Origin of the sequence: Streptomyces sp. A0592, assembly GCF_004795115.1 — a bacterium.
In the GTDB taxonomy this organism is placed as follows: Bacteria; Actinomycetota; Actinomycetes; order Streptomycetales; family Streptomycetaceae; genus Streptomyces; species Streptomyces erythrochromogenes.
Window position 1 is genome coordinate 1 of record NZ_SSBM01000076.1, and the last position, 13,020, is coordinate 13,020.

At 72.2% G+C, this 13,020-nt stretch carries 12 protein-coding genes, 3 tRNA genes and 1 pseudogene; 8 read left to right on the forward strand and 8 right to left on the reverse strand.

The window, feature by feature from the left end; genetic code table 11:
• From E6U81_RS38935 to E6U81_RS38955, 5 genes and pseudogenes are all read left to right on the forward strand, one after another.
• Positions 1 to 560, forward strand: a pseudogene (locus tag E6U81_RS38935) (DNA polymerase III subunit gamma and tau); the annotation flags it as partial.
• Positions 561 to 621: 61 nt separating this feature from the next.
• Positions 622 to 1,875 carry a phosphoribosylamine--glycine ligase gene (gene purD, locus E6U81_RS38940; protein ID WP_136234718.1) on the forward strand — a complete coding sequence of 418 codons (1,254 nt, stop codon included), beginning with the start codon at positions 622 to 624 and terminating at the stop codon, positions 1,873 to 1,875.
• 307 nt (positions 1,876 to 2,182) lie between these two features.
• Positions 2,183 to 3,994, forward strand: coding sequence for a hypothetical protein (locus E6U81_RS38945; RefSeq protein WP_136234725.1), 1,812 nt, complete (start codon positions 2,183 to 2,185; stop codon positions 3,992 to 3,994).
• A gap of 236 nt (positions 3,995 to 4,230) precedes the next feature.
• On the forward strand, positions 4,231 to 5,718 hold the full coding sequence (locus tag E6U81_RS38950; protein WP_136234719.1) for a N,N-dimethylformamidase beta subunit family domain-containing protein: 1,488 nt from the start codon (positions 4,231 to 4,233) through the stop codon (positions 5,716 to 5,718).
• Positions 5,719 to 5,814: 96 nt separating this feature from the next.
• The gene (locus E6U81_RS38955; protein WP_136234720.1) at positions 5,815 to 6,720 is read left to right on the forward strand and encodes a phosphoribosylaminoimidazolesuccinocarboxamide synthase; all 906 of its coding nucleotides are present in this window, start codon (positions 5,815 to 5,817) and stop codon (positions 6,718 to 6,720) included.
• A gap of 47 nt (positions 6,721 to 6,767) precedes the next feature.
• Here E6U81_RS38955 and E6U81_RS38960 read toward each other — a convergent pair.
• From E6U81_RS38960 to E6U81_RS38995, 8 genes are all read right to left on the reverse strand, one after another.
• Positions 6,768 to 6,840 (reverse strand) — tRNA-Gly (locus E6U81_RS38960).
• A gap of 22 nt (positions 6,841 to 6,862) precedes the next feature.
• Complete coding sequence (locus E6U81_RS38965; RefSeq protein ID WP_031156344.1) at positions 6,863 to 7,474, reverse strand: response regulator transcription factor; 612 nt, start codon at positions 7,472 to 7,474, stop codon at positions 6,863 to 6,865.
• Positions 7,471 to 8,709 (reverse strand): histidine kinase, encoded by a 1,239-nt coding sequence (locus E6U81_RS38970; protein WP_136234721.1) that lies wholly within the window; start codon positions 8,707 to 8,709, stop codon positions 7,471 to 7,473. The genes E6U81_RS38965 and E6U81_RS38970 overlap by 4 nt, the downstream gene beginning before the upstream one ends.
• A gap of 21 nt (positions 8,710 to 8,730) precedes the next feature.
• Positions 8,731 to 9,495, reverse strand: coding sequence for an ABC transporter permease (locus E6U81_RS38975; RefSeq protein ID WP_136234722.1), 765 nt, complete (start codon positions 9,493 to 9,495; stop codon positions 8,731 to 8,733).
• Positions 9,492 to 10,439: an ABC transporter ATP-binding protein gene (locus E6U81_RS38980; protein ID WP_136234723.1), complete on the reverse strand. Its 948-nt coding sequence runs from the start codon at positions 10,437 to 10,439 to the stop codon at positions 9,492 to 9,494. Before E6U81_RS38980 ends, E6U81_RS38975 begins: the two co-directional genes overlap by 4 nt.
• Positions 10,440 to 10,584: 145 nt before the next feature.
• Positions 10,585 to 10,657 (reverse strand) — tRNA-Gly (locus E6U81_RS38985).
• Between the two features lie 72 nt (positions 10,658 to 10,729).
• Positions 10,730 to 10,801: transfer RNA gene (locus E6U81_RS38990), tRNA-Gly, on the reverse strand.
• A gap of 88 nt (positions 10,802 to 10,889) precedes the next feature.
• On the reverse strand, positions 10,890 to 11,207 hold the full coding sequence (locus E6U81_RS38995) for an Lsr2 family protein (protein WP_136234724.1): 318 nt from the start codon (positions 11,205 to 11,207) through the stop codon (positions 10,890 to 10,892).
• 321 nt (positions 11,208 to 11,528) lie between these two features.
• On the opposite strand from E6U81_RS38995, the gene purS reads away from it, so the two are divergent.
• The 3 genes from purS to E6U81_RS39010 all read left to right on the forward strand — a co-directional run.
• A complete protein-coding gene (purS, locus tag E6U81_RS39000; protein WP_008740952.1) occupies positions 11,529 to 11,780 on the forward strand; it encodes a phosphoribosylformylglycinamidine synthase subunit PurS in 252 nt (83 codons plus the stop codon).
• 2 nt (positions 11,781 to 11,782) lie between these two features.
• On the forward strand, positions 11,783 to 12,463 hold the full coding sequence (gene purQ, locus E6U81_RS39005; RefSeq protein ID WP_031156354.1) for a phosphoribosylformylglycinamidine synthase subunit PurQ: 681 nt from the start codon (positions 11,783 to 11,785) through the stop codon (positions 12,461 to 12,463).
• The coding region (locus E6U81_RS39010) for an AIR synthase related protein (protein WP_240804279.1) at positions 12,460 to 13,020 on the forward strand (561 nt) is incomplete at its 3' end. The genes purQ and E6U81_RS39010, both read left to right, overlap by 4 nt.

Genomic DNA, 13,020 nt, shown 5'->3' on the forward strand with positions numbered 1-13,020 from the left:
CGGGCGTTCTGGACGCCGTCAAGAACCGCCGTCGCTTCACCTGGATCCTGCTCAGCCAGAACGCGCAGGTCACCGGCTTCGACGGGACCACCCTCCAGCTGGGCTTCCCCAACGCCGGAGCCCGCGACAACTTCGCCAGCAGCGGCAGCGAGGACGTGCTCAAGGCGGTCCTGGCCGAGCAGTTCCAGGTCAACTGGAAGATCGAAGCCGTCGTGGGCGGGGGCGGCCCCGCCCCGGTGTCCGCCCCCGGCCAGTCGTACGGCGGGCCGTCCGCGCCCGCCCCGGCTTACAGCCCGCCCCCGCAGCAGCACGCCCCGGCCCCGCAGGCCCCGGCCGCGCCGCAGCAGCAGCCGTCCCAGCAGCCCCAGCAGCCTCATCGCCCCCAGCAGTCGGTCTCCGCGCCGCAGCCGCCCGTACAGCAGGCGCCCCCGCCGGTCGCTCCCGAGGACGACTTCGCGGAGGACGACGACCCCGACCTCGTCGAGAGCGCGCTGACCGGACACGACCTGATCGTGCGCGAGCTCGGAGCCACTGTTGTGGAGGAGTACACAAACGAGTAGGGCCGTTCCAGTTGGGTGGCCGCACGAAAGGGGCGCCGCCGTCCGGGCTAGGCTGAGGAGCGTGAAGGTCCTCGTCATCGGCGGCGGCGCCCGCGAACATGCCCTGTGCCGCTCTTTGTCCCTCGACCCCGACGTCTCCGCGCTCCACTGTGCTCCCGGCAATGCCGGCATCGCCGAGGTGGCCGAGCTCCGCCCGGTCGACGCCCTCGACGGCGAAGCCGTCGCCGCTCTCGCCACCGAGCTCGGCGCCGACCTAGTCGTCGTCGGCCCGGAGGCCCCGCTGGTCGCCGGAGTCGGCGACGCCGTGCGCGCGGCCGGAATCCCCGTCTTCGGCCCGTCCGCCGAGGCGGCCCAGCTCGAAGGCTCCAAGGCCTTCGCGAAGGACGTGATGGCGGCGGCCGGGGTCCCGACCGCGCGCAGCTACGTCTGCACCACCCCGGAGGAGGTGGACGCGGCCCTCGACGCCTTCGGCGCCCCCTACGTCGTCAAGGACGACGGTCTGGCGGCCGGCAAGGGGGTCGTGGTCACCGAGGACCGGGACGCGGCCCGCGCGCACGCGCTCGGCTGCGACCGCGTGGTCATCGAGGAGTACCTCGACGGCCCCGAGGTCTCCCTCTTCGCCATCACCGACGGCGTCACGGTGGTCCCGCTCCAGCCCGCGCAGGACTTCAAGCGCGCGCTGGACGGCGACCAGGGTCCCAACACCGGCGGCATGGGCGCGTACTCCCCGCTGCCCTGGGCCGACCCGAAGCTGGTCGACGAGGTCATGGAGCTCGTGCTCCAGCCGACCGTCGACGAGCTGCGCCGCCGCGGCACCCCTTTCTCGGGGCTGCTCTACGCCGGCCTCGCGATCACCGGTCGCGGCACCCGGGTCATCGAGTTCAACGCCCGGTTCGGCGACCCCGAGACCCAGGTGGTCCTGGCCCGGCTGCGGACCCCGCTCGCGAGCGTGCTGCTGAACGCGGCCAAGGGCACCCTGGCCGACGAGCCGCCGCTCGTGTGGCGCGATGACGCCGCCGTCACGGTCGTCATCGCCTCCCACAACTACCCCGACACCCCCCGCACCGGGGACCCGATCGAGGGCCTGGCCGAGGTGGCCGCCGAGGACGCGCCCGACGCCTACGTGCTGCACGCCGGGACCCGGCGCGAGGGCGACGCCGTCGTCAGCGCGGGTGGTCGCGTCCTGTCCGTGACGGCGACGGGTTCTGATCTGGCACAGGCGCGCGAGAAGGCGTATACGGCCGTCGCGCGCATCCGGCTGGACGGCTCGCAGCACCGCACGGACATCGCCGCCAAGGCGGCCGGGCTCGGCTGACCAGCGGCTCCACGGACCCGCGGGCCCGGTGCGCACCTCCTGCGCCCGGGCCCGCGGGCGTGTCCGCGTGCGACTGCATCCGACCTCGTTCGAACGCATCCACCTTTACCCAAAGCCATTCCATCGGGTGATCGTCACCTTGTCTGCCTGACGGCCGGGCGTGCCCCAACTAGGGTGCGGCGCAAGCATTCCGGCACTTGGCCCACCGACCTTGCGATGTCAGTGGCGGGTGTCACAGTGGGGGAGTGAGCAACGCAGCCGCAGGGCAGAGGGGGTGAGACCGGCCGTGTCCGGAATCGGTTCGATCATGGAAGCGGGCGTTCCGTCCGCGCGGTCCCGCGCTCTGGCCGTGCTGCGCGTGCGCAGCCGGGCCCTGGCCGTCGCACTGCTGCCCGCCGCCCTCGCGGTGGTGCTGGTGGCCGCCCGGGCGACGGGCCGGCTGGCCGGCGGGCCCTGGGCCGCCGTGACGCTCGTGGTGTGCGCGGTCGCGGCGCTGGTGCTGCTCCTCGGCGGGATCTTCGCCGCGGTGGTGCTGCGGGCGAGCCCGGCGGTGACGCCGACGGTGCCGCTGTCCGAGGCCGCCGCCCCCGATCTCTACCGGCTGGTGCGGGACCTGGCCGACCGGATGGACGTGCCCCCGCCGTCCGCGATAGCCCTGACGCCGGACTGCGACAGCTGGCTGGAGGACCGCACCCACGCGGCCCACCGCCGAGGCGGCATAGCCGGCGGCCCCCAGTCCGCGCCCGGTGCGGCGCCCGTGCTGGTGATCGGCTCGCCGTTCCTGTGGTGGATGCGGGTCGCGGAGCTGCGGGCGGTCCTGGCGCCGGTCGTCGCCGGTACGGGTCCCTCCGCGCACCCGGACATAGCCGATGCGCGAGGCTTCGTACGGGGCCTGGACGCGGCCGTGGACGTGGGCAGCCGCCGCGGCCTCGGCTGGATCGGCGCGCCGGCCCGTCTTCTGCTGAGGCTGTGCCGGACGGACGCCGCCGAGATGGAGCGCGGGGTGGCCGCCGCCGCGTCGGACCGTGCACAGGGTGTGGACTACGGACTGCGCATCGTCGCCCAGGAGCAGGTCGGCCTCGCCTACGCGGGCTGGGACCGGCTGCTGACCAGGGTGGCCCTGCCCGCCTGGCGGATGGGCCGCTGGCCCGCGCACCTGGACGCCGGGGTGGTCTCGGCGCTGACCGAGCTGTCGCGGCGCGACCGGCTGGCCGAGGGCTTCACCTCCCGCCTCGGCGAGCGGCCCGCATGTGACCTGCTGGAGCAGCCCGGCGTGATCGACGAGGCGACCTCGCTGCTGGCCGCGCGGCTCTTCCACGGCGGTCCGGCCGAATCCGGGCCGGACTGGTCCCCGGTGGAGTGGACGGCGTACCCGGAAGAGGTCGTGGACCGCAAGTGGCGTGCGGAGGCCGCCCGCCTGCACACCGCGCTGGACGCGCTCGCGGGCCCGGCGGGACTGCCCGCCGGACCGATCGGCACGACCGGCACGACCGGGGCGACCGGACCCGCGCCGTCCGCCGGCTCCGTGAGTCCGGCCGGTGCCGGCTCCGCCGCCCCCGCCGCCTCCGTTGCTCCCGCCGCCGCGGGTGCCTCCGGTTCACCCGTGGCGTCCGGGTCCTCCGGTACGGCGGGATCCGCGACGATCGAGGCCGCCGACGCGGCGCCCCCCGCCGTGGACGGCCTCGCCGGGCCCACGCTGGAACGGGTGCTGGGCTGCCTCACGGGGGCCTCGGGCGAGGGAGCGCTCGGCGAGGCCCTGGCCGGCCGGCTCAGCGCCGCTCTGGCCCGTGAGGAGCGGGCCGCGGGCACGACCGGCGGGGCCGGGAAGGCGCGCGGCGCGGACGCCGTACCGCTGTTCCCGCTCCAGCCGCCGCGCAGCGGCCGGGACCTGCTGGCCGACCACGTGACGGCGATGGTGTGCTGCGCGGCCGTGGACTCGGCCGGTGCAGCACCCGGGATGGACTGGCTCGACGGACCGGTCCTGCTGGTCGGCGGCGACCGCCGGGCCGATCTGGCCCCCCGCGTGCTCTGCCTGGTCGAGGACGGCGACCCGGAGCCCCTGCGGGACTGGCTGTCGGCCCTCGGGGTCCGTACGGAGAAGCCGGTCCGCCTCGTCTGAGACCCCGCGCCCCGCCCCCGGAGGGGCGACGGATCGCACGGATAAGCGGACGCCAATGTTCCGGTCGCGTCAATTCGCGACGAACGGTGACGGACTGCGTGCGTTATGTGATGTGCTGGGATCGGTCGCGGCTGGATGCTCCCGAAGCGGATGTCCGGGAAGTGCCGTACCGGCGCAAAGGGCGCCACGCTCCGAGGCGACGCACGCCGGCCGGGGAGCGAGGGAGGGGAGCGGTCATGGGTACGGACCAGATCCGGCGTTGGGAGTCGGGTGCGCTCGCGCACGCGGTGAACGACCCCTTCGGGCAGGGCCCCCTGCCCTGGTTCCGGGGCAGCGAGCTCTACTTCGACGACACCGGCCACGTCGTTCCCTGGTACGTGGACCCGGCCGCCGCGGCCGCCGGCACCGGCCAGATCCCCCGGGCCCGCGGCACCGGCGGCCCCCGCACGGCCGACGACGTGCACCGCCAGATCAAGGGCTTCGCCTCCACCGGCGCCGTCGCCCCGGGCGAGGCCATCGACTTCCACATCACCGTCGACCCGCCCCAGCAGTTCTCCGTGGACGTCTACCGGATCGGCCACTACGGCGGCGACGGCGCCTCGAAGATCACCACCAGCCCCCGCCTCTCCGGCATCGTCCAGCCCGCCCCCCTCGCCGCCGATCGCACCGTCTCCTGCCACCACTGGTGGCTCTCCTGGCGCCTGCAGGTCCCGTCGTACTGGAGCGTGGGCGCGTACGTCGCCGTCCTGACCACCGCCGACGGCTACCGCTCCCACATCCCCTTCACGGTCCGCGACGACCACCCCGCCGACCTGCTGCTTTTGCTCCCGGACATCACCTGGCAGGCCTACAACCTCTATCCGGAGGACGGCCGGACCGGCGCGAGCCTCTACCACGCCTGGGACGAGGCGGGCCGGCTCCTCGGCGAGCAGGACGCGGCCGTCACCGTCTCCTTCGACCGGCCCTACGCGGGCGCCGGACTGCCCCTCCACGTCGGCCACGCCTACGACTTCATCCGCTGGGCCGAGCGCTACGGCTACGACATCGCCTACGCCGACACCCGCGACCTGCACGCCGGCCGCGTCGACCCCACCCGCTACCGCGGCCTGGTCTTCCCCGGCCACGACGAGTACTGGTCGGCGCCGATGCGCCGCACCGTCGAGCGGGCCCGCAACCACGGGACCTCACTCGTCTTCCTCTCGGCCAACACCATGTACTGGCAGGTCGAGCTCGGCCCCTCGCCCTCCGGGGTCGCCGACCGGCTGCTCACCTGCCGAAAACGCCGCGGACCGGGCCGGCCCAGCCTCTGGCGCGAGGTCGACCGCCCGGAGCAGCAGCTGCTCGGCATCCAGTACGCGGGCCGGGTCCCCGAGCCCGCGCCGATGATCGTGCGCAACGCCACGCACTGGCTGTGGGACGCCACCGGCGCCGGCGAGAACGACGAACTGCCCGGCCTGGTCGCGGGCGAGGCCGACCGGTACTTCCCGCGCACCCAGCTCCCCGAGCACCAGGACCGGATCCTGCTCGCGCACTCCCCGTACCTCGACACCGAGGGCCAGCGCCGCCACCAGGAGACCTCCCTCTACCGGGCGCCCAGCGGGGCGCTGGTCTTCGCCTCCGGCACGTTCGCCTGGTCCCCCGCCCTGGACCGCCCCGGCCATGTCGACGAGCGTGTGCAGCGGGCCACGGCCAATCTCCTCGACCGGATCTGCAAGCACGACTGACACGGCCGTGCACGGCCGACCCACCCCTGTCCCCGGGAAGGCGTCCAGGTGCGGGAGAATCGGTGTGCGCTTCATACAGAACCACAGGGAGACCCCGTGTCCGGATTCGTAGAAAAGCCCGAGCCGGTTCAGGTTCCGGGCCTCGTCCACCTCCACACCGGCAAGGTGCGCGACCTCTATCAGGACGAGGACGGCCGCCTCGTCATGGTCGCCAGCGACCGCATGTCCGCCTTCGACTGGGTGCTGCCCACCGAGATCCCGGACAAGGGCCGCGTCCTGACCCAGCTCTCCCTGTGGTGGTTCGACCAGCTCGCGGACCTCGTCCCGAACCACGTCATCTCCACCGACCTGCCCGCCGGCGCCCCCGCCGACTGGGCCGGCCGCACGCTGATCTGCAAGAACCTCGACATGGTCCCGGTCGAGTGCGTGGCCCGCGGCTACCTCGCCGGCTCCGGCCTCGTCGAGTACAACCAGACCCGCACGGTCTGCGGACTGGGCCTGCCCGAGGGCCTTGTGAACGGCTCCGAGCTGCCCGGCCCGATCTTCACCCCGGCCGCCAAGGCCGAGGTCGGCGAGCACGACGAGAACGTCTCCTACGAGGAGGTCGCGCGCACCACCGGCGTCGAGACGGCGGCGCTGCTGCGCCAGACCACCCTCGCCGTGTACTCCCGCGCCCGGGACATCGCCCGCGAGCGCGGCATCATCCTGGCCGACACCAAGTTCGAGTTCGGCTTCGACCCGAAGGACCGCACGCTGGTCGCCGCGGACGAGGTGCTGACCCCGGACTCCTCCCGCTTCTGGCCGGCCGACCAGTGGGAGCCGGGCCGTTCGCAGCCCTCCTTCGACAAGCAGTACGTCCGCGACTGGCTGTCCTCCGCGGCCTCCGGCTGGGACCCGAAGGGCGAACTGCCGCCGCCGGCCCTCCCGACGCAGGTCGTCGCGCAGACCCGCGCGAAGTACATCGAGGCCTACGAGCGCCTCACCGGCCTGGACTGGTCGTAGGGAAACGAAGAAGCCCCGGTCCTCGGACCGGGGCTTCTTCCTTACAGAGCGGACAACGCGACTCGAACGCGCGACATCCACCTTGGCAAGGTGGTGCTCTACCAACTGAGCTATGTCCGCAAGCGCCGTAAGGCGAGACCTACTATACCCAACCTCGCTCCCTCGCGAGACGCACTGCAGTGTGCCGGTTCTCGGCACCCAGCTTCGTGGCCGCCGAGGACAGGTAGTTGCGGACGGTCCCCTGCGAGAGCGAGGCCCGCTCCGCGATCTCCGCGATCGGCGCCCCGTCCGCCGCGAGCTCCAGCACCTCGGCCTCCCGGGCGGTCAGCGGGGAGTCCCCGGCGCTGATCGCGTCGGCCGCCAACTCCGGGTCCACATAACGGCCCCCGGCGTGCACGGTCCGGATCAGCTCGGCCAGCCGCTGCGCCGAGACCGTCTTCGGGGCGAAGGCCCGCACCCCCGCCGCCAGGGCGCGCTTCAGGTGTCCGGGGCGCCCGTGGCTGGTCACGATCATCGTCCTGCAGTCGGGGAGTTCGGCCCGCAGGGTTGTGGCGACACTCACACCGTCCGCCCCCGGCATCTGCAGGTCCAGCACCGCCACGTCCGGTCGGTGCGCCCGCGCCATTGCCAGGGCCTCGGGGCCGGACGCCGCCTCCGCGACGACCAGCAGGTCGTCCTCCAGCGCCAGGAGCGCGGCCAGCGCCCCCCGGATCAAGTGCTCGTCGTCGGCGAGCAGTACACGTACGGGGCTCACGCCCGCACCTCCAGTCCGTCGAGCCGTTGGCCCGGTATCTCCGCCCGCAGCCGGAACCGGCCGTCGCCGACCAGCCCCGCCTCCAGCGTCCCTTCCAGCACGGCGAGCCGTTCCCGCAGCCCGGCCAGTCCCGAGCCGGGCGGCCCGGCAGGGGCCTCCGGCGCGCCGTCGTTCTCCACCACCAGCGTCACCGGGCCGCTCTCCGGGGCCGTCAGCCGGATCCGGCAGCGCTGTGCGTCCCCGTGCCGCAGCACGTTCGTCGTGGCCTCGCGGACCACCCAGCCGAGCGCCGACTGGACCTCGGAGGGCAGCTCCCGGTCCGGCCGGAAGTCGACCCGGCAGTCCATTCCGGCCGCGCTCAGCACCCCGCGCGCCCCTTCCAGCTCCACGGCGAGATCCGCCTCCCGGTAGCCGCGCACCACGTCCCGCACCTCCCGCTGGGACTCCTGGGCGATCCGCTGGACCTCGATCATCTGATCCACCGCCTCGGGGCGTTCGCGCCGGGCCAGCTGGACGGCCAGCTCGCTCTTGAGGGCGATCACCGCCAGGTTGCGGCCCATCACGTCGTGCAGGTCGCGGCCGAAGCGCAGCCGCTCCTCGGCCACCGCCAGCCGTGCCTGGACCTCGCGGGATCGGTCCAGCTCGTAGACGGTCCTCAGCAGCCAGCCCGAGAACCCGCAGGTGGCGCCGAAGAACAGGCCTCCCAGCAGCACGCCGACGGCGTACCCGAGCGCCTTGCCCACCGGCATTCCGAGGCCCAGGGCGGCCAGCCCGGTGGCGACGGCCGCAGCCGCCGCGACGTACCACATCCGCCGGACCGACTTCAGGCACAGGACGAGCGATCCGGAGGTGAACCAGGCCAGACCGGCCACCATGGTCGGTGCCACGGTCGCATCGGATTCGCCGGTGGTCCGCAGGGTGAGGACGGCCAGGATGCATCCCGCCGTCACCAGGGAGGTGGCCACCGCCAGCCGGGTGGGGCGTTCACGCCGTCCCACCACCCAGTGCAGCGCACGCGAGGTGAGCACCCCGCACAGGACCGCGTGCACGCACATCATCAGGAAGAGCGAGAGGGGCACCACGAAGGAGGTCCGCTCTGCGGCCGCGGCGGCCAGCGGGGTCAGCCCGAAGGAGACGATCTCCAGGAACACGAAGAGGTAGAACGACCCCCGGGTGTACAGCTCGACCTTCCCCGCGGTGCTGCGGTTCTTCCACCAGCCGGTCAGCTTCGACACGGTCCCGTCCCCCGACTCGTCCTAGCGCCGCGGTTCCCAGCGGAACCACCGCTGGACAGCAAACACGCTGATCACGATCCAGGCCAGTACGTTCAGCCCGGCACCCAGCAGGTCCCCGCTCTCCGCGCCGCCGCTCCAGCCGGCCCGTACGAGGGCCATCACGCCGCTCAGCGGCAGCAGTTCGCAGAGCGAGGCGGCCAGGTCGGGCAGCGAGTCCGTCGGCGAGAACAGCCCCGAGCCGAGCACGGTCACCAGGAACAGCGGCAGTGTGGTGAGGCCCGCGGTCTCCACGGTGCGGGTGAAGGAGCTGGTCACCGCGGCCAGCGCGGCGAGCAGCAGGAGGCCGGCGAGGACGGCCGCCACGAGGAGCAGCGGGTTCTGCGGCATGCGGACGTCCAGGGCGCCCGCCCCGGCGACCGCGAGGACGGCGATCTGGCCGAGGGCCAGGCAGGCGGCGGGCAGCGCGGTCCCGGCCAGGATCTCCAGGTCCCGGGCCTCGCCGGTGCGCAGCCGCTTGAGGACGAGCTCCTCGCGGCGGGCGACGTAGGCGGAGACCAGGTTCATGTAGACGACGAGGAGCAGCACCATGCCGATCCCGCCGGTCAGGGTGGCCTCGCCGACGGCCTGGGCGCCTTCGACCCCGCTGAGGGAGGAGCGCAGGACGAACACCATCAGCAGGGGCATCAGGAGGGCCACGCCGAGTGTGGCCCGGTTGCGCACCAGCAGGGTGAGCTCGAAGCGGCCGAGCGCGGTGATCCGGCCGGCGTTGAGGGTGGGCGTGTTCATCGGGTCCCCGCCATCGTGTCGTCGTCGGTGCGGTCGCCGGCGCTCCGGCGGCTCTGGGCGATCTCCAGGAAGGCCTCCTCGAGGGAGGCGGACCGGGCGTCGAGCCCGGCCAGTTCCACGCCGTTCTCCCGGGCCCAGCCGAGCAGTTCGGTCAGGTCCTCCTGGAGCCGTTCGGTACGGATCTCCACGCGCTGCCCGAAGGCGGCGGCCCGCAGTGCGAGCGGGAGCCGGGCCGCGGGCACCCCGGCGGGCAGGGTGAAACGGATCCGGGCCGGCCGGGTGGCGGTCACCTCGGCCGGGGTGCCGGACAGCACCAGCTCGCCCTCGTGGAGGATCGCGAGCCGGTCGGCGAGTTCTTCGGCCTCTTCCAGGTAGTGCGTGGTCAGCAGCACCGTGGTGCCCTGCTCCCGCAGTTCGCGCACCAGGGCCCAGGTGTCCCGGCGCCCCTCGGGGTCCATTCCGGTGGTGGGCTCGTCCAGGAAGAGCACCTCGGGCCGGCCGAGCAGGGCCAGCGCCAGGTCCAGGCGCCGCCGCTCACCGCCGGACAGCTGCTTCACACGTACGGAGGACCGTGCGGCCAGCCCCACCAGCTCCAGCACCTCGGCCGCAGGGCGGGCACCGGTGGTGACCCCGCCCCACATCCGCACGGTCTCGGTGACCGACAGGTCCGAGGGGAAGCCGCCCTCCTGGAGCATGACCCCGGTCCGCGGCCGGACCTCGGCCCGCCGGGTGAGGGGGTCGAGGCCGAAGACGCGGACCTGCCCGCCGCTCGGCGCGGCCAGTCCCTCCAGCAGCTCGACGGTGGAGGTCTTGCCCGCGCCGTTCGTGCCGAGCAGGGCGAAGATCTCGCCGCGCGCCACGGAGAAGGAGACGCCGCGTACGGCCTCGAATCCTCCGGTGTAGCCGCGGCGCAGGTCCCGGGCTTCGATCACGGTGTCAGTCATGGCTCAAGCGTCACGGCGGCCGGGTCGGGTCGGCAGTGCGCGCTGTCATGACGGGCGATGACATTTGTCAGGAGGTCCCGCGGCGGGAAGCGGGGGAAATACGAAGAAGGCCCCGATCGCAATGATCGGGGCCTTCTTCTTACAGAGCGGACGACGCGACTCGAACGCGCGACATCCACCTTGGCAAGGTGGTGCTCTACCAACTGAGCTACGTCCGCAAGCAGTGCACTGCCGGGGCAGTACGTGCATCACTCTACCCGATCCACCGGAGTGGTCGGAAAGTCATGCAGAGCGGGTGACAGGAATCGCACACTGCGCCTTCCCTCTGGAAGAGGGATGTTCTGCTACTGAACTACACCCGCACGACCTCGGAGGCTCTGACCTGCGGCCTCGCCCCTCGGCGTGATCCACACACTAGCGGACGGATGGGGGGCCTTGGCAAATCGGCTCTCAGTGGGCCGCGTTGTAGGCCTCGTAGATCTTCTTCGGGATGCGGCCCCGCGGCGGCACGTCGTGCTGGTTGGACCGGGCCCAGGCGCGGACGACCGCCGGGTCGGGTGCGACCGAGGTGTGCTTGAAGGTCTTCCCCGAGCGTGACTGGCGGCGCCCGGCGGCCACGAAGGGCGCGAGGCCCTTCCGCAGTTTCTTTGCGTTGGCCACATTGAGGTCGATCTCGTACGACTTACCGTCCAGGGCGAACATGACCGTTTCCGCCGCTTCTCCGCCATCGATGTCGTCGGAGAGCGTGACTACTACGCGCTGCGCCACGGATATCGGTCCCTTCGTGCGACGCCGCCACCTGCATGACGTGCGGCGATGTCGCCTGTTCGGATGTTATGGGGCAATGCAACTTTCGACCGGAATCCCGGTTGATTCCTTTGTACCTCGATTCCCATTGCATTGCGAAGCTCAGTTAATTCTCTCCGCGTGTCCCGCCGCAATGCCGGGTACGTGGTTTTCCTGGGGATTTTGCGAAGCGTTGGTGAAGCCGAAACGGCGCGGTGATCAAGGCCGTCCGATATCTACCCGCGTAGAAATTTCGGCCGGGTACGCTGATGGAACCGCCTTGCACCAACCACCTCATCGGGAGTGCCAGTGGCACGCGTCGTAGTCGACGTCATGCTCAAGCCGGAGATCCTCGACCCCCAGGGCCAGGCGGTGCAGCGTGCACTGCCGCGCCTGGGCTTCGAGGGCATCGCCGACGTCCGTCAGGGGAAGCGCTTCGAACTGGAAGTGGAGGGACCGGTCGACCAGGCCGCCCTCGACCGCATCCACAAGATGGCCGAAACGTTCCTCGCCAACACCGTCATCGAAGACTTCACCGTGAAGGTCGAGGCCTGACGGTGACCACTCGCATCGGAGTCGTCACGTTCCCCGGAACGCTCGACGACCGTGACTCGCTGCGCGCCGTCCGCCTCGCGGGGGCCGAGCCGGTCTCGCTCTGGCACCGCGACAAGGACCTCCACCAGGTCGACGCGGTCGTCCTCGCGGGCGGCTTCTCCTACGGGGACTACCTGCGCGCCGGGGCCATCTCCCGCTTCTCGCCGGTGATGGAGACCATCATCGAGCAGGCCAGGGCCGGCATGCCCGTCCTCGGCATCTGCAACGGCTTCCAGGTCCTCACCGAGGCCCACCTGCTGCCGGGGGCGATGCTCCGCAACAACCACCTGCACTTCATCTGCCGTGATCAGAAGCTGCGGGTGGAGAACGCGGAGACCGCGTGGACCGGCGACTACACCGCCGGCCAGGAGATCTCCGTACCGCTCAAGAACATGGACGGCCGGTACGTCGCCGACGAGCGCACGCTCGACGAACTGGAGGCCGAAGGCCGCGTGGCCTTCCGGTACCTGGACGTGAACCCGAACGGGTCGCTCCGCGACATCGCCGGCATCACCAACGCCGAGGGCAACGTCGTCGGCCTGATGCCGCACCCCGAGCACGCGGTCGAGCCGCTGATCGGGACCGGCCGCACCGACGGCCTCCCGTTCTTCACGTCGGTCCTGAAGAAGCTGGTCAGCGCATGAGCCTCGACACCGTCAAGAACGCCACCGAAACCCCGGACGCCTCCCAGCCCTGGCAGGAGCTCGGCCTCAAGGAGGACGAGTACGCCCGGATCCGGGAGATCCTCGGCCGCCGCCCGACCGGCGCCGAGCTCGCCATGTACTCGGTCATGTGGTCCGAGCACTGCTCGTACAAGAGCAGCAAGGTCCACCTGAAGCAGTTCGGCGAGAAGGTCCCCCAGAACGACGCCATGCTCGTCGGCATCGGTGAGAACGCCGGCGTCGTCGACGTCGGCCAGGGCTATGCGGTCACCTTCAAGGTCGAGTCGCACAACCACCCGAGCTACATCGAGCCGTATCAGGGTGCGGCCACCGGCATCGGCGGGATCGTCCGCGACATCCTCGCCATGGGCGCCCGCCCGGTCGCCGTCGTCGACCCGCTGCGCTTCGGCGCGGCCGACCACCCCGACACCAAGCGCGTCCTGCCGGGCGTCGTCGCGGGCATCGGCGGCTACGGCAACTGCCTGGGCCTGCCCAACATCGGCGGCGAGGTCGTCTTCGACGCCTGCTACCAGGGCAAC